This is a genomic window from Acaryochloris sp. IP29b_bin.148 (assembly GCF_028285565.1).
In the GTDB taxonomy this organism is placed as follows: Bacteria; Cyanobacteriota; Cyanobacteriia; order Thermosynechococcales; family Thermosynechococcaceae; genus Acaryochloris.
Map to the genome: position 1 here is coordinate 25,438 of NZ_JANQOY010000212.1, position 18,483 is coordinate 43,920.

General features: G+C 47.4%; 18 protein-coding genes and 1 pseudogene. 8 read left to right on the forward strand and 11 right to left on the reverse strand.

Going from position 1 to position 18,483, the window contains the following annotated elements:
- Positions 1-301 precede the first annotated feature (301 nt).
- Positions 302-1,690, forward strand: a complete 1,389-nt coding sequence (gene trmFO / locus Q0986_RS19195) for an FADH(2)-oxidizing methylenetetrahydrofolate--tRNA-(uracil(54)-C(5))-methyltransferase TrmFO (protein WP_299414493.1) — start codon at positions 302-304, stop codon at positions 1,688-1,690.
- Between the two features lie 67 nt (positions 1,691-1,757).
- On the opposite strand, the gene Q0986_RS19200 is transcribed toward trmFO, so the two are convergent.
- From Q0986_RS19200 to Q0986_RS19220, 5 genes are all read right to left on the reverse strand, one after another.
- Positions 1,758-2,039 carry a HigA family addiction module antitoxin gene (locus Q0986_RS19200; protein ID WP_299414495.1) on the reverse strand — a complete coding sequence of 94 codons (282 nt, stop codon included), beginning with the start codon at positions 2,037-2,039 and terminating at the stop codon, positions 1,758-1,760.
- A gap of 17 nt (positions 2,040-2,056) precedes the next feature.
- Positions 2,057-2,347, reverse strand: coding sequence for a type II toxin-antitoxin system RelE/ParE family toxin (locus Q0986_RS19205; protein WP_299414497.1), 291 nt, complete (start codon positions 2,345-2,347; stop codon positions 2,057-2,059).
- Between the two features lie 151 nt (positions 2,348-2,498).
- On the reverse strand, positions 2,499-4,046 hold the full coding sequence (locus Q0986_RS19210; RefSeq protein ID WP_299414500.1) for a mercuric reductase: 1,548 nt from the start codon (positions 4,044-4,046) through the stop codon (positions 2,499-2,501).
- Positions 4,047-4,129: 83 nt separating this feature from the next.
- On the reverse strand, positions 4,130-5,203 hold the full coding sequence (locus Q0986_RS19215) for a glucokinase (protein ID WP_299414502.1): 1,074 nt from the start codon (positions 5,201-5,203) through the stop codon (positions 4,130-4,132).
- 533 nt (positions 5,204-5,736) lie between these two features.
- Positions 5,737-5,931, reverse strand: coding sequence for a hypothetical protein (locus tag Q0986_RS19220; protein ID WP_299414503.1), 195 nt, complete (start codon positions 5,929-5,931; stop codon positions 5,737-5,739).
- A gap of 282 nt (positions 5,932-6,213) precedes the next feature.
- Here Q0986_RS19220 and scpB point away from each other — a divergent pair, with 282 nt between their 5' ends.
- Positions 6,214-6,711, forward strand: a complete 498-nt coding sequence (gene scpB, locus Q0986_RS19225) for an SMC-Scp complex subunit ScpB (RefSeq protein ID WP_299414504.1) — start codon at positions 6,214-6,216, stop codon at positions 6,709-6,711.
- Positions 6,712-7,582: 871 nt separating this feature from the next.
- Positions 7,583-8,686: an inositol-3-phosphate synthase gene (locus Q0986_RS19230; protein WP_299414505.1), complete on the forward strand. Its 1,104-nt coding sequence runs from the start codon at positions 7,583-7,585 to the stop codon at positions 8,684-8,686.
- Positions 8,687-8,745: 59 nt separating this feature from the next.
- Here Q0986_RS19230 and Q0986_RS19235 read toward each other — a convergent pair whose 3' ends face one another.
- The 4 genes from Q0986_RS19235 to Q0986_RS19250 all read right to left on the reverse strand — a co-directional run bounded on the left by Q0986_RS19235 (position 8,746) and on the right by Q0986_RS19250 (position 10,685).
- Entirely contained in the window at positions 8,746-9,294 is a 549-nt protein-coding gene (locus Q0986_RS19235; RefSeq protein WP_299414506.1) for an NAD(P)H-quinone oxidoreductase subunit J, read from the reverse strand.
- An 86-nt stretch (positions 9,295-9,380) separates the two neighbouring features.
- The gene (gene ndhC / locus Q0986_RS19240; RefSeq protein WP_299414507.1) at positions 9,381-9,743 is read right to left on the reverse strand and encodes a photosynthetic/respiratory NAD(P)H-quinone oxidoreductase subunit C; all 363 of its coding nucleotides are present in this window, start codon (positions 9,741-9,743) and stop codon (positions 9,381-9,383) included.
- 145 nt (positions 9,744-9,888) lie between these two features.
- A complete protein-coding gene (locus Q0986_RS19245; RefSeq protein ID WP_299414508.1) occupies positions 9,889-10,332 on the reverse strand; it encodes a heavy metal-binding domain-containing protein in 444 nt (147 codons plus the stop codon).
- A gap of 2 nt (positions 10,333-10,334) precedes the next feature.
- A complete protein-coding gene (locus tag Q0986_RS19250; RefSeq protein WP_299414509.1) occupies positions 10,335-10,685 on the reverse strand; it encodes a YbjQ family protein in 351 nt (116 codons plus the stop codon).
- Between the two features lie 321 nt (positions 10,686-11,006).
- Here Q0986_RS19250 and Q0986_RS19255 point away from each other — a divergent pair, with 321 nt between their 5' ends.
- A complete protein-coding gene (locus tag Q0986_RS19255) occupies positions 11,007-12,410 on the forward strand; it encodes a chloride channel protein (protein WP_299414510.1) in 1,404 nt (467 codons plus the stop codon).
- Positions 12,411-12,563: 153 nt separating this feature from the next.
- A complete protein-coding gene (locus Q0986_RS19260; protein WP_299414511.1) occupies positions 12,564-12,767 on the forward strand; it encodes a hypothetical protein in 204 nt (67 codons plus the stop codon).
- An 80-nt stretch (positions 12,768-12,847) separates the two neighbouring features.
- Here the strand turns inward: Q0986_RS19260 and Q0986_RS19265 are convergent, their stop codons facing one another.
- Together Q0986_RS19265 and Q0986_RS19270 are read right to left on the reverse strand one after the other, a co-directional pair.
- Positions 12,848-13,804: an FAD-dependent oxidoreductase gene (locus Q0986_RS19265; protein WP_299414512.1), complete on the reverse strand. Its 957-nt coding sequence runs from the start codon at positions 13,802-13,804 to the stop codon at positions 12,848-12,850.
- A 5-nt stretch (positions 13,805-13,809) separates the two neighbouring features.
- Positions 13,810-14,607: an alpha/beta hydrolase gene (locus Q0986_RS19270; RefSeq protein ID WP_299414513.1), complete on the reverse strand. Its 798-nt coding sequence runs from the start codon at positions 14,605-14,607 to the stop codon at positions 13,810-13,812.
- A gap of 1,106 nt (positions 14,608-15,713) precedes the next feature.
- Here Q0986_RS19270 and Q0986_RS19275 point away from each other — a divergent pair.
- From Q0986_RS19275 to Q0986_RS19285, 3 genes and pseudogenes are all read left to right on the forward strand, one after another.
- Positions 15,714-16,742, forward strand: coding sequence for a chlorophyll a/b binding light-harvesting protein (locus tag Q0986_RS19275; RefSeq protein ID WP_299414514.1), 1,029 nt, complete (start codon positions 15,714-15,716; stop codon positions 16,740-16,742).
- Positions 16,743-17,031: 289 nt separating this feature from the next.
- Entirely contained in the window at positions 17,032-18,093 is a 1,062-nt protein-coding gene (locus tag Q0986_RS19280; RefSeq protein WP_299414515.1) for a high light inducible protein, read from the forward strand.
- A 198-nt stretch (positions 18,094-18,291) separates the two neighbouring features.
- Positions 18,292-18,483: pseudogene (locus tag Q0986_RS19285) on the forward strand (chlorophyll a/b binding light-harvesting protein); the annotation flags it as partial.

An 18,483-nucleotide genomic window follows, 5' to 3' on the forward strand; every position in this document is an offset into this window, starting at 1 on the left:
AGGCAGAAAGAATGGATTCAGAACTCTGACTTGTTTGCGTCTTAATGCGCTGTGAGCTGATTGTAGCAATTTGGGGGTTGTTCGCAATCCAGATTTCGTTTCATTCACCCTGGGAAAGCGCTGACATTCTGTTCTACCGCTTTTCCTGCAAGGCCCACACCACCACCTCCTCAGTTGTAAGATATGTTTCACTTCGTCCCTTCGAGATGTTTTGGATGGGCTAGATTCAAGGAGGAATGAAATAGAAAAATCGCAAGCTTATTGACTACCCTGGTAAAGGAGACGCTTGCAGACGAACAGTATGGACGACAAACAACCCATTCAAGTGATTGGGGGAGGACTCGCAGGGACTGAGGCCGCTTGGCAAATTGCCCAAGCCGGATGGCCCGTGGTTTTGCATGAGATGCGCTCAGTGGCGGAAGAACGGCTGACCCCCGCGCATCATACCGATCAGTTGGCTGAGTTGGTCTGCAGTAATTCCTTCGGTGCACAATCTAGCGATCGCGCCGCCGGATTGCTCCATGCAGAACTGCGCCAGCTCGGTTCCCTAATTATTCGCAAGGCCGATGAACATCAAGTTCCAGCTGGCGGCGCATTAGCGGTTGACCGAGGCATCTTTAGTCGCGATCTAACCGAAACCTTGGCGAAGCACCCTTGTGTCGAATTGCGCCGGGGTGAAGTGCCTACTTTGCCCGCCGATGGCATTGTCGTATTGACCTCTGGACCGTTGACCAGTGCCGCTTTAACGGAGAGTTTGCACCAATTTACGGGCCAAGATTATCTCAGTTTCTTTGATGCCGCCAGTCCGATCATTGTCGGCGAATCCATTAACCGAGACGTAGCATTTCTAGCCTCTCGCTACGACCGAGGCGAAGCAGCCTATCTCAACTGCCCCATGAATCGGGAGCAATATTTAGCCTTTTGGCAGGCCCTCTGTGAAGCGGAACAGGCTGAACTCAAAGACTTTGAAAAAGAAACCGCTAAATTCTTCGAGGGTTGCTTACCCATTGAAGAAATGGCTTGCCGGGGCGAAGACACCATGCGCTACGGTCCCCTCAAGCCCGTGGGCTTATTCGATGACCGCTACGGTGATTTTAAAGCACCGGAAAACCAGCAATATCGTCCCTATGCTGTGGCTCAACTCCGCCAGGAAGATAAGGCGGGCAAGCTATGGAATTTAGTCGGTTTCCAGACGAATCTGCGCTGGGGTGAACAAAAGCGGGTGTTCCAAATGATTCCGGGGTTGGAGTCGGCAGAATTTGTGCGTATGGGGGTAATGCATCGCAATACCTTTATCAATGCGCCGGAATTGCTTTATCCCACCTTGCAGTTTAAGCAACGGCCTACGTTACTGGCAGCAGGACAGTTGGTCGGAACGGAAGGCTATACGGCAGCGACGGCAGGAGGGTGGCTAGCAGGAACGAACGCAGTGCGATTGGCCCAAGGACTGGAACCTGTGGTCCTGCCAACCACCACCATGAGTGGTTCGCTGTTTGAATTTATTAGTTCAGCCACACCCAAGCATTTTCAGCCGATGCCACCTAACTTTGGCATTATTCCTGATCTGTCGCAGCGGATTCGAAATAAGCGAGAACGATATGGTGCTTATCGCGATCGCGCCTTAGTCGATCTAATAGCCTGGATTTCTGAGCCTTCTGTCTTTCGTCAAGCAGCGATAGTCAGCAATTAACGGTTTAATTTTGACGGATGTGCGGTTTGATTCGACAGTAATCCTATTTGAATCGAGTGGGAATATCTCAAGCTATCAATGACTGAACATGACGGATAGGCCGGTTTGCAGATAGATCATATATTGCCTGTAGGTTCAACCAAAATTCGGGCGTGGTATTGAATGCTTCGGATAATAGCCATGCTGTTTCTGGAGAGATCCCTCTTTTTCCTCGAACAATTTCGTTAACCCTTTGAACAGGGATATCGACATGAAGAGCTAACGCTTTTTGAGTTAAGCCTAAAGGCTCAAGGAATTGTTTTAGCAAAATCTTGCCAGGATGGGTAGCAATTCTATTGCTGGGAATCATAATGCCCCTCTACTATCTCAGTGATAATCAACAATTTGAACCTCGTAGGCATTGCCATCTATCCAGCGAAAGACAATACGCCATTGGGAATTGATACGAATGCTATACAAGCCAGACAAATCTCCTTTCAGAGCCTCTAATCTATTGCCCGGAGGAGATTGCAAATCATTGAGTGATTGCGCTGCATTCAGCATGTCAAGTTTATAGAGAGCAGATTCTTGGATTTGGGTGGGTAATTTTCGAGAATGACGGCTGGACACACCATGAAATAAATCTGAAGTAGCCCGATCATTAAACGAAACTATCATGAACTAAAATTAACAGATTCACGGAATCCATGCAATTCTCTGAAATAGTCAATACGCAAGGACTAAAGGCATAAAGTGATAGGGCAGCCTGGATATTATGACTGCAATTTCCGCCACTGTTGTAGATAAAAGAACCAGAGGGGCCGATCAGTTAAGAGAGCTTTGTCAGGAGTTTCAGCAACTTAATCGTTCCGGGCTTTAATAAGGTCCTACGGTAGGTATCTGCTGCCTTCTTAATCGCTTCCGCTTGGGTGGGATAGGGGTGAATAACGCTAGCCATACTGCCCAAGCCCACTTTGCCAATCATCGCAGTGGTGATTTCGCTAATCATTTCTCCTGCATGGCGGGCAACGATGGTTGCTCCTAAAATTTTGTCCGATCCTTTTTCCAAGTGAATTTTGACAAACCCCTCTTCTTCGCCATCCGCAAGAGCGCGATCGACATCATCAAAGAGAATTTTGATCGTATGGAGGTCCATACCTTGATCCTGAGCCTCATGTTCGTATAGACCCACATGGGCAATCTCTGGATCGGTAAAGGTCACCCAGGGCATAACCAAATCACTGCGCTTATATTTGCCAATTCCAAAGGGCGAAAACAGCGTATTTTTAAGCACAATCCGGGCTGCGGCATCGGCTGCATGGGTAAACTTCCAATTCATGCAGATATCCCCAGCTGCATAAATTTTAGGGTTGGTGGTCTGCAAATAATCGTTGACGAATACGCCCTGGCGGCTATCGTATTCAACCCCTACCGTTTCTAGATTTAGCCCTTCCACATTCGGGGCTCGGCCTGCCCCAGCCAAAATTTCATCCACCACAACGGACTCTTCCCGGCCATTGCAGGCATAATAAATGACCTTCCCGGCAGGGGTTTGCTCTACACGCTTCATTTGACAGGCTAAAACCAGCTGAATCCCCTCTCGCAGAAACGCTTGCTGGACAATTTCTGCCGCATCCGCATCTTCTTTATTGAGGAGATGAGATCCTCGATGGAAGAGGATGACCTGACTCCCGAGACGATGAAAAGATTGAGCCAGTTCACAGCCAATGGGTCCTCCCCCAATGACGGCCAAACGCTTGGGGCTTTGCGTTAAGGAGAAGACCGTTTCATTGGTCAAATAGCCCACTTCTTCAATGCCCTCAATCCGAGGTTTGACTGCTCGTGCCCCTGTCGTGATGACTGCTTTCTTAAAGCGTAGGGTTTGACCGTCAACGGAGACCGTATTCGGACCTGTAAATTGTCCCTCCCCCAGGAACATATCGACACCGGATTTCGCCGCTGCGTCTGCCGAGTCTACAGGACTAATGCGCGCTCGAACTTGTCGCATCCGTTCCATCACTGCCGGAAAGTCTACATCGATGTGGGTGGGTGGATGAATACCAAAGGGTTTAGCATCCCGGATATCAGCTGCGGTTCGGGCCGACCGAATCAGACATTTGGAGGGAACACAGCCCACATTTAAGCAATCTCCCCCCATTAAATGTTTTTCAATCAAGGCCACTTTCAGCCCCACCCCTAAGCCTGCGGCTCCTTTCGCCGTCACCAAGCCTGCCGTCCCTGAACCAATCACCACTAAGTCGTAACACTCAGCAGGGGTAGGATTCACCCAGTCTGAAGGATGAACATTGGCGATGAGTTTCCGATTGTACTCATCCATAGGGGCAAGGGTTACACCGGTAAACGAGGGTTGAGTCATGGGGTTAAACTCCTATAAATTGGACGATCTCAAGAATTAGCGATGCTGTGTAACAAACGGACAAGCCCCCTTAAACTTCACCATTATGCATTCTCAGAACCTGCTGAGCGTTGGGCCGCGTAAAGGGCAGAGCCAATAAGCCCCACTTTCGGATTAAGGACAATATGAATCGGGATATTTTGAAGTAAGGCACTGACGCGTCCTTTTTGATGGAAGGCTTGGAGGAACTCACCGCTTTGGAGTAAAGGCAGAATTTTAGGGGCAATCCCGCCCGCAATATATAGTCCGCCGTAGGGCAAGAGTTTGAGGGCTAAATTCCCTGCTTCTGCACCATAGGCTGCAATAAAGAGAGCCATGGTCTGTTGACAGAGGGCGTCGGTTTCGGCCAGAGCGGCTTGGGCGATCGCAGCGGCCGGATCCGGCCGCTGCTCAGTCGGAGTATTCTCCTGTTCCCAAGCCTGAAATACTTGCGCAATGAGGGGAGATTCCGCGGTTGACCCTAAGCTGCGCAGACACTCATAAATCGAGACAATCCCTTGTCCAGAGACCACCCGTTCAACGGAAACCCGATTGATCTTTTTCTCTTCCAATAAAAAACGGAGCAGTTGAAAATCGACTGGGGTACGAGGGGCAAAGTCAGAATGTCCGCCCTCACTAGGAAACACCTGATAACCCGTGTTAGAGGGTATTAGAAAGCCTTCCCCTAAGCCTGTTCCTGCTCCAATAACTGCGATCGGAGCGTGGGGGTTAGATGGTTTGGCTTGCAAGGTTGCCAAGTCTTGCTCTGCCAATCCCAAGACACCATATCCGACCGAGGCAAAGTCATTGATCAAGGCGACCTGGGCAAATCCAAACTCTTGCTGAATCCGACTGGCCGTCAGTGACCAGGATAGGTTGGTTAATTCTGAAGTATTGTCAATGACCGGACCTGCAATGCCAAAACAGGCGGATTGGATGGGATGAGAAATTTCGACTGATGATTGGGCCAAAAACTGCTCAATCATCGGGCTCAGATCAGGAAAAGCCTGACTCGGATACGTCTGTTCATGGAGTGTTGTTAGGTGAGGAATTCGCTGCTGAGGGGAGGGGCAAGCAACATTAACCAAACGAAGGATCGTTTTAGTGCCGCCAATATCTCCGGCCAGAATGGTGTGCATAGCCTGCCTTTAGACCAATACGATGGTTCCGGATCTGTTTAAGAGGGTACTGCTGAGATGCAGAGAGAATGACAACCTAAAAATTAAGCTGAGTGATAATATCCCTGACCTATTGATTTCTGAACAGTCTGCTTGCGTGAATCTGCATAGGTACATCGTTAGTATCCTTCTATCGCCAATGTTTCCTATCGCCAATGTTTCGACCCTAACCTTGAAACCTGAGAAATAAATGATGTAATCCTGGGGATGATAAACCATATTTCTGAGAAAAGCCTGAAAAGACTCAGCCTTGGCGAAGGCCCTCACTTGTGTCGAGACTACTCCTTGCCTTCACAGCAAAGCCCTCAAGGATCATGACATCTTTGAGGGCTTGTATGGTCTTGGTTTAGATAGACGTAGCCTAAGGCATCAGAACGGGATTCAGTGCCAATGCTCAAGACAAATAAGTTTTAAGTCTTCCATTCAAGATGTTGCGTGATTGGAGAACTCACTAGAAACGATGGGCAAACCCAAATAACAGGTGTCCTCAGGTTTTAATCTGTGGCAGAAGATGAATCAGAATTCGATTCTTGATTTTCTCCCTCTTGGTTGTCTGTAGAGGATTCTTGACGATTGGAGTTGTATTGTCGTCTACCGAAGCGACCAGAGCCAGAGCGCTTGCGAAATTTCCGGGCATAGGCTTGGTTTCGCAGAGCTTTTTCTTTTTTTAGGTTGCGGCGCTTAGCCATAAATACCTCAACGAAGATAATGGGTTTTTAATGCCTTAACAGCAGATACTGAATGATATTTTTACGGCAACGTTGAAATCAGCCGAACAATTTATGGTATCACACGGATGAATTTTTCTACCTGACTCAATCGGTTCAATGTTTGCTGGGAGTATAGGGGGCAATCTGGATGATATCGCCCGAAATAGTTGCTCACTGTTGCGATCGCAAGTAGAGAAGCTATCATTGGCGCAAGACTGATCGTCTTTACCCTCTCCAGTTTTGACTCAGGAGCTTTTTGCTGTGGTTGATTCAACTCATCCAGCGACATCCACCCGTCTGGCAACGGTGATTGAGGCCATTCTCTACCTCAAGGCCCAACCCTTGTCCCTGACTAAAATTGTGGAATACGCCCAGTGCGATCGCGACGAGGCCGAAGATGCCCTGATCGAACTGATGCAGGACTATGCCCATCGTGATAGTGCCTTAGAAATTGTCGAAACCGATGATGGCTTTAGCCTCCAACTGCGTCAAACCTATCAAAGCATGGTCAACACCCTCGTTCCCGTCGATTTAGGCGTAGGGGCTCAAAGAACCTTAGCTGCCATTGCGCTTAAAGGCCCCATTGCCCAAACCGATCTAGTTGAGTTGAGAGGCTCAGGGGCTTATCAGCATGTGCAGGAATTGGTAGAAAAAGGCTTTGTCCAAAAACGCCGTCAATCCAGTGGCCGCTCCTACCGAGTCCAGATCACGGATCAGTTCTACCAATATTTTCAAATTGACCAGCTGCCTAAGATTTAAAGTTGAATTTGTCGGATTTTTGTAGCCCAGACAACCGCTTTTTAGGGTTGAGGTTGCTAAATTTGCAAAGGCGACCAAACTCAACCCAGCCATAAAGGTTATTCCAACGTAGAACTTGACAGCGAGTTTGTCGGTCAAACACCCCAGTTAGGTTTCCCCTTGACTCCACATATTCTTTCGCTCGTAAGGATAAGCGCTGTATGCTATGCGATACCTGTCAGAGAAGGCAAGCATGTATACCGCTTGCCTTAGCTCAGACTGACACCACCTTGCGCCACCAACTAGGAACGCTACAACAGTGCGATCTTCATCTCATCCCTGCCACCCCTCACGGCCATAAACTCCACCAATGGCTCGGGAGGCTCTATCGTCTCCTCAAAAACCTACTTCTGTTTTGTACCTCTTCGGTTTACCATAGGTTTTTGGTTAACTCGGGTTAACGGATGGTGAAAGCTAAGTTAATATCTTCTAGTGAAGTACAGGGGTTACGCTAGACCGTTATTCCCACACTTGCTAGGTGAACTAGATTAAATCTTCCTCCTTTGCATGTTGGACTGAGACTCAAGCATCAACACCAATGGAGCTATTGTCCTTAGGTTTAAGGTCAACCTCTGATGGAACAATTGTTTTTGCCTCTTGTCATTCTTATTTATCTGGGGGACTTGCAATAGGATCTTGAACAGTTTCACCAGAACGTTGTTGAGATTTAGGGATTGTGGTGATCGGGGCTATGCAGGGTATTGCACGAGAACGTATCGGATTAAACACAACCCAATTCTTCCAGAGAAACCCATTCCATTACGCCGCTGTCATTCGGTTAATGCACTAGGTTGCTCCAAAACCCTCAATTCTGCGAAGGAGATATGTTTTAGTGGAAAAAATCAAGATAGCAGTCATCGGGATTGGCAACTGTGCAAGCTCCCTGATTCAAGGCATTGAGTATTACAAAACTAAAAGTCCCGAAGAAGCAATTGGCATTATGCATTGGGATATCGGTGGGTTTAAACCCCACGATATTGAAGTGGTTGCAGCGTTTGATGTTGATCAGCGAAAAGTGGGCCAGGATTTGTCAGCAGCCATTTTTGCGCCCCCCAACTGTACGACCGTTTTTTGCTCAGAGATTCCAACCACTGGCGTTAAAGTCTCGATGGGCAAGATCTTGGATGGCTTCTCTGACCATATGAGTCATCATAAGCCTGAGTACACCTTTGTTCTGAGCCAGGAAGCAGAACCCACTAAAGCGGATGTGGTCAAAACGCTCAAGGATTCAGGTGCCGAAATTTTGGTGAACTATTTACCTGTGGGCTCAGAAGAAGCCACCAGCTTTTACGCTGAATGTGCGATTGATGCTGGGGTCGGATTCGTCAATTGTATTCCTGTCTTTATTGCTAGCAATCCCTTGTGGGCCGAGAAATTCAAACAAAATAAGCTGCCGATTGTTGGAGATGATATCAAAGCCCAACTCGGTGCCACGATTACCCACCGTACGCTATCTGATCTCTTCAAAAAGCGGGGGGTGAAGTTGGAGCGGACCTACCAACTGAATACTGGGGGGAATACCGATTTTCTCAATATGCTCAACCGCAGCCGTCTGGCTTCTAAGAAAGAATCCAAAACCGAGGCTGTCCAAGCGGTGTTGGGTGATCGCCTAGAGGACCACGATATCCATGTCGGTCCGAGCGATTATGTCTCTTGGCAGCAAGATAACAAAGTCTGTTTTATTCGGATGGAAGGCAAGCTATTCGGTGATGTTCCCATGAACTTGGAACTGCGCTTGTCCGTAGAAGACTCTCCTAACTCAGCTGGAGTGTCCATTGACGCCATCCGCTGCTGCAAAATGGCCCTGCAAGCCAAGAAAGGCGGAATTTTGCACTCACCTTCTGCCTTCTTTATGAAGCACCCTCCTCAGCAATTCACCGACCAAGAAGCCTATGAAATGACTGAGGATTTTATTGCAGGTCGTCGAGATAACTAACCAGAGCCAATATAAGCTAGCCTAGCTCCTTGCGTGACATGGCTGCTTAGCGATTAAGCTTAATAAGCATCTTGAAGTTCATAGAAGTCTGGACTGATATAGTCTTTGCGTAGGGGCCAACCCACCCAATCTTCGGGCATCAGGATGCGGGTAAGGTTAGGATGGCCTTCGTAGATAATGCCATACATGTCATAGGTTTCCCGTTCCTGCCAATCGGATGCTTTCCACAGCCAATATAGAGAAGGAACGCGAGGGTTCTCGCGGGGCAGAAAAACCTTGATTCTCACTTCTGGTGGGCGATCCGCATCATCACTCAGTTTGAGAACATGATACATACTCACTAAATCCTGGCCGGGACCGGAATCATACCCGCCTTGGCATTGCAAATAGGTGTATCCCTCATCATTGAGAGCGGTTGCTACGGCAACTAGCTGATCGGCCTCAACTTTAATCATTTCCACCCCTAAATGATCTACCCCTAAGGGCTCAAGGGAAAATCCTACTTGAGAAAGCTTTTTGGCAACGGGGCCAGCTTCTACAATGGGGGCCGTTTGCTCTTCTGCCACGGATTGTTCGTCTTGCTTGGGGTCTGGAGAGGACTCAGCCACCGTTTACTCCTTTATGTGTGTAATAGAGAGAATTTTAGAGAGGGGATAATAAAACCGAAGTCAATGGAATGCTGATTAAATTTTCGCTAAGACCATTCCAATGCACCTTTGCGCCAAGCGTAAACCAAACCCACAATCAAGATGGCAATAAAAATTAGGGCTTCGATAAAAGCTAAGATCCCCAATTTGTGGAACGCGACTGCCCACGGGTAGAGAAAGACGGTTTCTACATCGAAGATGACAAAGACCAGGGCAAACATGTAGTAGCGAATATTGAATTGGATCCAAGCGCCCCCTACAGGTTCCATTCCTGATTCATAGGTCGTACGCCGAACCGCTCCTTGATTACTAGGACGCAACACTTTGGAGGCACTGAGTGCTAAAGCTGGGACTAAACTACACAGGAGTAAGAATCCCAAAAGATATTCGTAGCCACTGAGAGAAAACATATAGGAGAGGTTGGAGGTGCTATTGTCGATTTCTGTAGAACTATTATACGGTCAGACTTCGCCATTCCTCTCGTTTAGCAAAATAAAGCTGTTGATTGCCGCTATCTCTGCCGTCAATTGCAGCCTAACAGGGTGGACTATGGCTTTATCGTAGCCCCGTACCGTAGGCAATCACTTCAATGGAGAGAATGCCCGCATCCCCATGGCTATTGCCAATGGTCGCTGTTTCTAAACGCACATTGACCACTTTTTTAGCGCCCCACCGAATCGCATCCTCTTTCATCCGTAGTAAAGCTTCCCGTCGTCCTCGATCGAGCAGACTCTCATAGGCAAAAATTTGCCCGCCGATCAGTTTGCTGAACTGGGCTAAAAATGCTTTGTAATAATCGGAGGAAATAACAACGCTTCCCACAAAGAGCTTTGCTCCTTTAGCCTCAGGTAAAGGATACTTTGCCCCAATGTTGTAAACCGGCACGCTTTGGGTGCGGCGCTCGCGCACCTTAATGCTGGCATAATGATTCTGCTCAATAATGGATCCTGCTACATACCCCAGGGCCAACAAGCCGAAAATAACCAATAGTTCAAGCATCGTTAGTCCACCCTGACGGCAGTTCCATAGGCAAACAATTCGGCTGCGCCTTGGGCAACAGAGGAGGTGGAATAACGAACATTCACAACGGCATTAGCACCCATTTGAGCTGCCTGCTGCAACATTCGATCAGTGGCTTCTTGGCGCGCCTCTTGCAGCAATTCGGTATATCCATGCAATTCGCCACCCACGAGATTCTTAAAACCAGCAGCGATATCTCGGCCGATATGCTTGGCGCGGATCGTACTGCCTTGAACCAACCCAAAATGCTGGGTGATGGTTCGGCCCGGTACACCTTCAAGAGTCGTTATGATGATTGCACTACGGGAGGATGGACGGCTTTGATAAGTCATATATCAAGGGGAATGGCGAGGGTAAGAGTGTTGTTCTGGGGCCAGCATTTTTTCAATCAGCAAGAAGACCCATCCCCATAATGCCCAGGGGAGAATTTATCCCATCACTCGTTCTTGTGGATGGGGTGCAGAGGACGGTAATGGCAAGCAAGTCGACAACATGTAGATATTGCATTAAACACATGTCGTTCTTGCGGGAACATCACTGTATCAGTGTCTAGAGATACGAAAGTGAAGATAAATCTTCCATAACCTTCAAAAAGCATTGAAAGCAATTGTTTGGGTAGTTGAAGACTACCAATCAATGGAGGTTGAGGATTAATGACGCAGACGTTAGCCAGTGGGCCAGAGGAACAACAGCCGTTGTCGGTTCCCTTATCAAATTCTGTAAAGGCGGAAAAGCGCGACCTCACCTATTCACAATTGGTGATGTGTGCGGCTTTGATTGGTGTCTTTGGAGGACTCGTCGCCACAGCTTATTATTTTGTTTTAGAAACGCTGATGCATAACGTCTGGCATACTTTGCCAGAACAGGTAGTGCCTTATTTCCCAAGTTGGCTGCCTGAGAAACATTATGTTTGGATTGCCTCCACCATTGGTGGTTTTTGCGTCGGGTTAGTGCTGTTCTTTATGGGGCTGCCTGGCGAAATGGCTCAAGTCGTCGATAAAATCCACAGCCCAGGCAAAATTGATATCCGCAAAACGCCAGCCATGATTATTGCCTCCTTAGTAGCCATTACCTCAGGAGGTAGTGCTGGTCCTGAAGCACCGTTAGTGCAGGTCAACGGCAGCTTTGGCAGCTGGCTAGGAGAAAAATTACAGCTCACCACAACATCAGTTCGCGTACTCACTTTTTGTGGCATGAGTGCGGCCTTGGGCGCTTTTTTCGGTGCGCCTATTGGCGCAGCCCTATTCGCCCTGGAAATTCCCCATCGCAAAGGTCTGGAATATTACGAAGCCATCGCTCCAGCCGTCGTTTCTGCCATTTTTTCGTTTGCAGTCTTCCGCATCAATACTGGGATGACGATTGGTGGCTTTTATCATTTCGAAACGGTTCCTCCCCTCACCCCCACCAATTTGCTGGAAGGGCTAATTTTAGGCATCATCGGGGCAGGTGTCGCAGTCTTATTTATTGGGGTATTTCGGTTAGTGGGCCATGTGCTTGCCCCCCTTGAGCATTATCGAATTCCCTTAGCCACTTTGGGTGGGCTAACCATTGGTCTTATTGCTCTGGCCTTTCCTCAAACGCTATTTTTCAGCGAAGAACAGATTCATACGGTGATTGAAACAGGTGCAACTTTAGGGATTAGCTTTTTGCTAATGATCGCAGTGGCCAAAATGTTTGCGATTAGTGTCACTCTCCATTCTGGCTTTTTAGGTGGATTTATTTTTCCACTCTTCTTTATCGGTGCCAATGTCGGTCTGGCGATTTCCCTGATGGTGCCTCAGGTACATCCCACAGTAGGCATGGTCTGCTTAATGGCTGCTGTGAATGTGGCGGTGACGAAGACCCCCGTGAGCACTAGCATTATTCTCAGTGTGTTGTCAGGGACGGCAATGCTGCCAGTCATTGTAATTTCGAGCTTTGTTAGCTTTCTACTCACGAGTCAAATTGCCATGATTAAAACACAACGCTCCCGAGAGTTAGAAGGATTACCCACCTCTGATTCTCTGCCATCAGAGCCTAGCCTAGCTTCAAGTACGGCTGTTCTTGCTATTGAGTAACGTTTACTCTACTTCTTCGCTCGATCCGCCTTGTGTCACCCGAAACTTCAAACTTTTGGGTTAAAGGGCATTGATTAAATAACGACTCGGTCTGGTTTGGCGATCATAGCTGTATCCTCTTAGATAGTTAGCCACTATTCCTTACAATGCATCATGTCGGATTCCATTTTTGTGCTGTTTCTGGGATTTGGGTTTATCTGGATCATGATGGGTATGGGGGGTATGGTTTTGTTGATGAAGTCTCAGAACCAGTCCCTCCGCTTTAATCGAGACGGCATACTTGTTGCTCTTCCGATTCTGCTGGTATTTCTAATTGCTCTCAGCTTTGGGGCGGTGATGCTGGCCAAGGGCAGCTAAAGTGCCAAGGGCTGTGCCTAGTGGTTCTATTGCCGCTATCCAGAAGGGATATAAGTATCAATGCTATTTGGCAAGTTGAGTTAGGAATGATCCCAGTCTGGCTTAAACAGCTTGCGGCTATTGAGAAAGCGATCAATGGCCATCGCGGCAATACAGCCATCCCCAGCGGCAACAACGGCTTGCTTAAAGGGAGTATTACGAATATCTCCGATGGCCCAAACACCATCTACACTGGTTGCCATCAGTTCATCAACCTTAACCCCGCCATCGGCATTAAACTGAACCTGGTTCTCCACAAAATCAGTAATGGGTTTAGAGCCATTCTGATAGACAAATACCCCATCCACTTCTAGTGATAGCGGATCGTCTTGATCTCTGACTTTGACTTGAACACCTGTGACTCCCATGTCGCTACCCTGAATCGACAGCAGCCTGGATCGACTCCAATGTTTTACGTTGGGTGAACTCAATAAATCTTGAGCATGGGCATCTTCTGCCGGAGGGGTCTTTACGGTCAGCCAGTGCACCATAGACGAAAATTTAGTGAGAACTTGGGCTTCTTCTATGGCTTCCCGGTTTAGCCCTACAACTGCAACCGGGCGATCTTGATAAAAGGCTGCATCGCAGGTGGCGCAGTAGCTCACCCCCCGACCTAAAAATTCAGCCTCTCCTTCAAAAGATGCCTTACGTCCCATTGCCCCCGTTGCTAAGACAATTGCCCGACCCACAAATGTCCCCTCTGGGGTGTAAACCTTTTTCTGGGCACCGCTAATATCCAAACCAAAGACTTGGGCTTGCTGATAGTGCGTCCCAAATTCAATGGCTTGCTCTCTCATCACCGTCAGGAGTTCCTCGCCACTGATATCGCCTGCAACGCCAGGATAGTTGGCAATTTTATGCGTAATTGCTAAAGCACCCACCGCAGGGTTCTTATCTAAAATAGCGGTCTTGAAATTGGCTCGTGATGTATAGAGGGCACAGGTACAACCTGCGGGACCACCCCCAATAATCACCACATCAAACTCGTAGGTATCCAAGGTCTTTAGTCTCCAGACAGTAGGGCAGAATGATTCATTTCCTCACATAGCAATGTCATCAGTTGTTGTTGATGGGCAGAAGATAGGGATACAGAAGGCATTGATGAGACCTGTTGCCAAAACGCCAAAACGATCTGGCTTGTTCGATGCGAATGGTCATGATGGAAAAAATGCCGTCCTTGCGGGCAACTCCAAAGACGATCGCCCGGCTTCAGATACGGCTGCCACCGAGCATGAGTATAGGGATCAATGACGGCATCGTACTCCCCATGGCAAACCAGTAAGGGAGGTTCTACTCCTCCAGAGGGCAACCCATTCTGATGGGCTAAGGAATGTGGCGCTAATTCAGTATCTAGTATGGTGGCTAACAGTGATGCTAATTCTATGGTTTGGTCGTTACCCATCGGTCCAAAGAGCATCGTTGCCATCTGAAATAAAATGGCCTCTCGGCTACAGGGTAAAAGGTCCCTCATTTTGTAGTAATGAGCATGCCAACCTATCGATGGATTCGCCCCAACGGAGAGGAGGGTTAACGACCGAATCGCTTGAGGGTTTTGGCGAGCGTATAACAGCCCTAGCGCTCCGCTGAGACCGTGCCCTAATAAGTGAATGGGGTCTGATTTTAGCTGAATATAATGATGGAGTAATGATAAGGCGGTTTGAATGGAGCACGGTTCATCTGCTGTTTGGTGGTAGCTCCAAAATTTCACGTTAGCGTGTTGTTTAAGGTGTTGGCATAGATTCCAATCCAATCGTTTTAAACGAGGGTTAACACATAACCAGAGTGCATCAGAAGTGCTCACAATTTAGTGGTCCATAGGCTTGCATAAAATAGGCCATCTCAAGACCAGGCAGGCGTTCCACCTCTCGTTGCTGACCAAGCGCTACAGTCAGTGATGATTTAGCGGATCTCTAAGATGGTGATTTTACTGGCCTTGATAAAATATTGAGACTATTTCTCAACTAAATTACTACATTTTTGTTGAGAATGATATTTAGTTTTTCAATCTACATGTCTGATAATAGGGAAAATCCCCAACCTTAACCCATCCAAAGCATTCAAAGGCAATCCTGTCGTGCCCAGCTTTTCTGGCCATAGGCTGAGCTGAGAGCTAGATCAATGATTAGCCTGTGATGTATGAGAGATAGGGGTGAAGGGTGTCGGTACGTCGCGTGCCGAGATATCTATCCTAGGCATTAAACCAAATAAAAATATTTCTTATCTGTAGAACTGAGGTGTCAGTAGAGGGTGCGATCGCACCGCATCCCGTGGATAACCGCATCTAACAGGAGGATCACCATTCCAGATTGGGCCATCTCACCACAGTATGGGCAACTCTTCAGATTTAAGTGGCATTGTCAGCAAAGGGTGGCATCGCCCTTCCAATCCATACCTATTAATTAAAGCGACTCAGCTATCTGTTTTAGAGCAGCAGCGTTAAGACAAGTGATGATCACAATCAGGAGGCGATCCTTCTCAATAAAATTATAAATAGTCGATTGATGATTTTTATATTGAGAATATTTAAAGATAATTTGCCTCAGCCCACAAGCAATTTTGTGGAAATTGAGAGCAGAGTATTTTTATATTTCTTTATGTCTTACATTGTTTTTCACTAGCTCCTGTCAAATCACAAAGACTGATGAGTTCACATTTAGGGTTAGTGAAAATACTGAAAATCCTTATTTTAAAGGAAATATAACACCAGATCGCCTTTTTGGTCACTCTTCTAATGGGGAGATATAGATAGGCTCTAAATATTATTATTCTTATATATATAAATAAATATTTAGTTGTGATGCCTTTTCTTTGACTTTTTACAGCTTGCATTTTCACAAAACACAAGTCCTGATAAATTGAGAATTAGTCTCAATAGAATATGCAAGGTTAGTCTGGAGAACAATCCTTATGCAAACCTATGGACAGCCAAAGGTGAACTACCCTTGGTATGCAGGAAACGCTCGTTACACAGGATTTAGCGCCCAATTCCTGGCTGCACATATCGGCCAAATCGCGTCGATGTGCTTCTTTGCAGGAACGTTTACTATCTATGAACTCTCTCGCTACGATCCTGATCTACCGCTGTACAGCCAAAACTTTGTTTGTCTACCGCAGTTAGCGCGTGAAGGGTTTGGGGTAGGGTCTGGCGGGGTCATCGTAGACACCTATATCTACTTCGCGATTGGTATGATTCACCTATTTGCAGCAGCTGTATTTGCAGCTGGGGCTTTGTACCATATCGTGACCGGGCCGAAGAATTTCGCTGATAGCGAGTTTCCTGGTATCAGGCGATTTCATTTCGAGTGGGATGATTTTGAAGCCCAGGGCCGAATTCTAGGACATCATCTGATCTTTTTAGGGTTAGGAACCTTTTTATTTACGGGCTGGGGAGCCACTCATGGCTTTTATGATCCCAGTATTGGAGAAGTGAGAGCAGTCGTCCCTGAATTTAATATTGTCAGACTATTCAAATATGGATGGGCTGTTCCGGGCTTCAATCCTTTCTTTGTCGATAACCTCGAAGATGTACAAATGGGCCATCTCTTTGTCGGCTTTCTCTATACAATGGGTGGTGTTTTCCATATCTTGGTTAAACCCTGGCCCTATACGGATCGGCTCTATCGCAAAAATGCAGACGCCATTCTGGCCTATGCCTTAGGTGGACTGGCCTTCTTAGGCTTTATTGCCTGTTACTTTACCGCCGTCAACGAAATTACTTTCCCACCTGAATTCTTTGGTCCTGTCCTAGAGCTGAGGTTTGTTTTTTCACCTTACTTCGCCGATATCATTGACACGGTCAACGGCATGCATACCTCTCGTTTTTGGATTTGTAATTTCCATTTTTATTGGGCATTCTTCTGCCTCCAAGGTCATCTTTTCCATGCCTTGAGAGGAATGGGCTTTGACTTCCGCAATGTCCTTAAATATTTCGAGTAGTTGTCTCCCGATATCTAATCGCAGATATCACCGTAGCTAGTGCAGAAGTCAGTTTTTCTCCTGGACTTACGATTGGCCCGAAGAAACCTTTTGCAATTCGAACATATCCACCCAGCTTGCAAAAGCTTGGATGAATCACCGTAACGCTGATTGACAATTCTCAGCTATCCCTTGTTCTGCTTCCATGCTCAACTACTGACTTTGGTAGAGAACTTCAGGTAGAGGTGTTCAATACTCACACAAACTTTCTGATTTTTAGTAACTAATTGCCATATCGAGGATTTAATTTATGACAGCATCTTTAACAAGACGCGACCCCATGGACAGGTCTGAACTGACTGCGGGTACAGCAAGCCTGAGTGGTTATGAAGCAGAATGGTGGGCTGGCAATGTCCGCAACACCGATTTTTCTGGCACGCTTCTGGGTGCCCACTTATGCCATGCCGCTTTGATGAGCTGTGTTCCCGGCGCTTTTATTATTCAAGAAGCCGCTCGTTTTCAACCCGGCATACCACTATCTGAGCAAGGGATGGTCTTTATGCCTCACCTGGCAGGTTTAGGGATTGCCGTGGGTTCAGGCGGAGAGATTCTGAGTACGTATCCCTATTTTGTGATTGGCGTCCTCCACTTCTTTGTGGCGGCATTCTGCTGTGCGGGTGGACTATTCCATACCATTGCGGGAGAGGCGAAACTAGGAGATTACCCTGAAGGTAGCTGGGCTGCTCAATTCGATTATGACTGGGATGACTTTGAATCCACCTCCTCTATTTTAGGTCATCATCTCCTTTGTTTAGGGGTGGCTTGCCTACTATTTGCATGCAACGCGGCCTTCGGCAATGGACTGTACGATCCCTTAGTGGGTGAAGTGCGCCAAATTATCCCTAACCTGAATCCGATTACCTTACTGGGTTACTTATTCGGATTTGCCAATGGCGGATGGACCCCCTTGGGGATGGCCGCCGTCGACAATATGGAAGACCTGGTCGGGGGACATTTCCTCGTGGCCATTGTTGATATTGCCGGGGCAGCCTTTCATATCATTAATAAGAAGCCCACGGCCTTTTTCAACAATCGGCTGATCTTTTCTTTCCCCAATGGCGGGGTGGTGCGTGCTGGCATTTGCAATAGCGAAGCGATTCTGTCTTACAGTGTGGCGTCCGTGGGTTTTATTGCCGTCAGCTCTGCCATTTTTACCCAGTATTGCGATATCGCCTTTGCCCCTGAGTTCTACGGTGTTGACAGGTCTGGGGCCGCTGCCATCCAGCTCATTCTCGGGTTGAACTGGATGGTCTTTGGGGGTCTATGGCACAGTATTCGTGGCGAAAGGCTCCATGCCCTTAAGAATAAATAGTTCAATTAGCCAGCATCGGCAGGTGGCAAAGCCCACAATATCTCCTGCTGGCCTTGTCGTGAATTATTTTTCTCAATCCGTGCACATATAAGCTGCGCGAACAACAAATTCTCAAGGTTTTGTAGTCAGAACTGCTGCCCATCAAACTTTTCTGACTGCAAAGCCCAACCAATATTAATCATTTTTTTGAATAGAACAATGCAACTCAATATCAATAAATCTGAGTTTCCTTGGTATCAAGGCAATAGCCGACTGATTGATCCCTCTGTACAGGGCAAATGGCTGGCTGCCCATATTTTGCAGATGGCCATCATCATGTTTTGGGTCGGCATCAATACCTTGTCTGAGAATCAAGTGTTTGATCCAGGCTTGCCCATGTATGACCAAGGC

What these genes read in the sequence shown, in the direction of transcription:
- Q0986_RS19275 (WP_299414514.1), top strand. Translation starts at nt 15,714, where the DNA reads ATGCAAACCTATGGACAGCCAAAGGTGAACTACCCTTGGTATGCAGGA.
- Q0986_RS19200 (WP_299414495.1), bottom strand. Translation starts at nt 2,039, where the DNA reads ATGATTCCCAGCAATAGAATTGCTACCCATCCTGGCAAGATTTTGCTA.
- Q0986_RS19255 (WP_299414510.1), top strand. Translation starts at nt 11,007, where the DNA reads ATGACGCAGACGTTAGCCAGTGGGCCAGAGGAACAACAGCCGTTGTCG.
- Q0986_RS19220 (WP_299414503.1), bottom strand. Translation starts at nt 5,931, where the DNA reads ATGGCTAAGCGCCGCAACCTAAAAAAAGAAAAAGCTCTGCGAAACCAA.
- Q0986_RS19280 (WP_299414515.1), top strand. Translation starts at nt 17,032, where the DNA reads ATGACAGCATCTTTAACAAGACGCGACCCCATGGACAGGTCTGAACTG.
- Q0986_RS19250 (WP_299414509.1), bottom strand. Translation starts at nt 10,685, where the DNA reads ATGACTTATCAAAGCCGTCCATCCTCCCGTAGTGCAATCATCATAACG.
- Q0986_RS19205 (WP_299414497.1), bottom strand. Translation starts at nt 2,347, where the DNA reads ATGATAGTTTCGTTTAATGATCGGGCTACTTCAGATTTATTTCATGGT.
- Q0986_RS19210 (WP_299414500.1), bottom strand. Translation starts at nt 4,046, where the DNA reads ATGACTCAACCCTCGTTTACCGGTGTAACCCTTGCCCCTATGGATGAG.
- ndhC (WP_299414507.1), bottom strand. Translation starts at nt 9,743, where the DNA reads ATGTTTTCTCTCAGTGGCTACGAATATCTTTTGGGATTCTTACTCCTG.
- Q0986_RS19215 (WP_299414502.1), bottom strand. Translation starts at nt 5,203, where the DNA reads ATGCACACCATTCTGGCCGGAGATATTGGCGGCACTAAAACGATCCTT.
- Q0986_RS19245 (WP_299414508.1), bottom strand. Translation starts at nt 10,332, where the DNA reads ATGCTTGAACTATTGGTTATTTTCGGCTTGTTGGCCCTGGGGTATGTA.
- trmFO (WP_299414493.1), top strand. Translation starts at nt 302, where the DNA reads ATGGACGACAAACAACCCATTCAAGTGATTGGGGGAGGACTCGCAGGG.
- Q0986_RS19260 (WP_299414511.1), top strand. Translation starts at nt 12,564, where the DNA reads ATGTCGGATTCCATTTTTGTGCTGTTTCTGGGATTTGGGTTTATCTGG.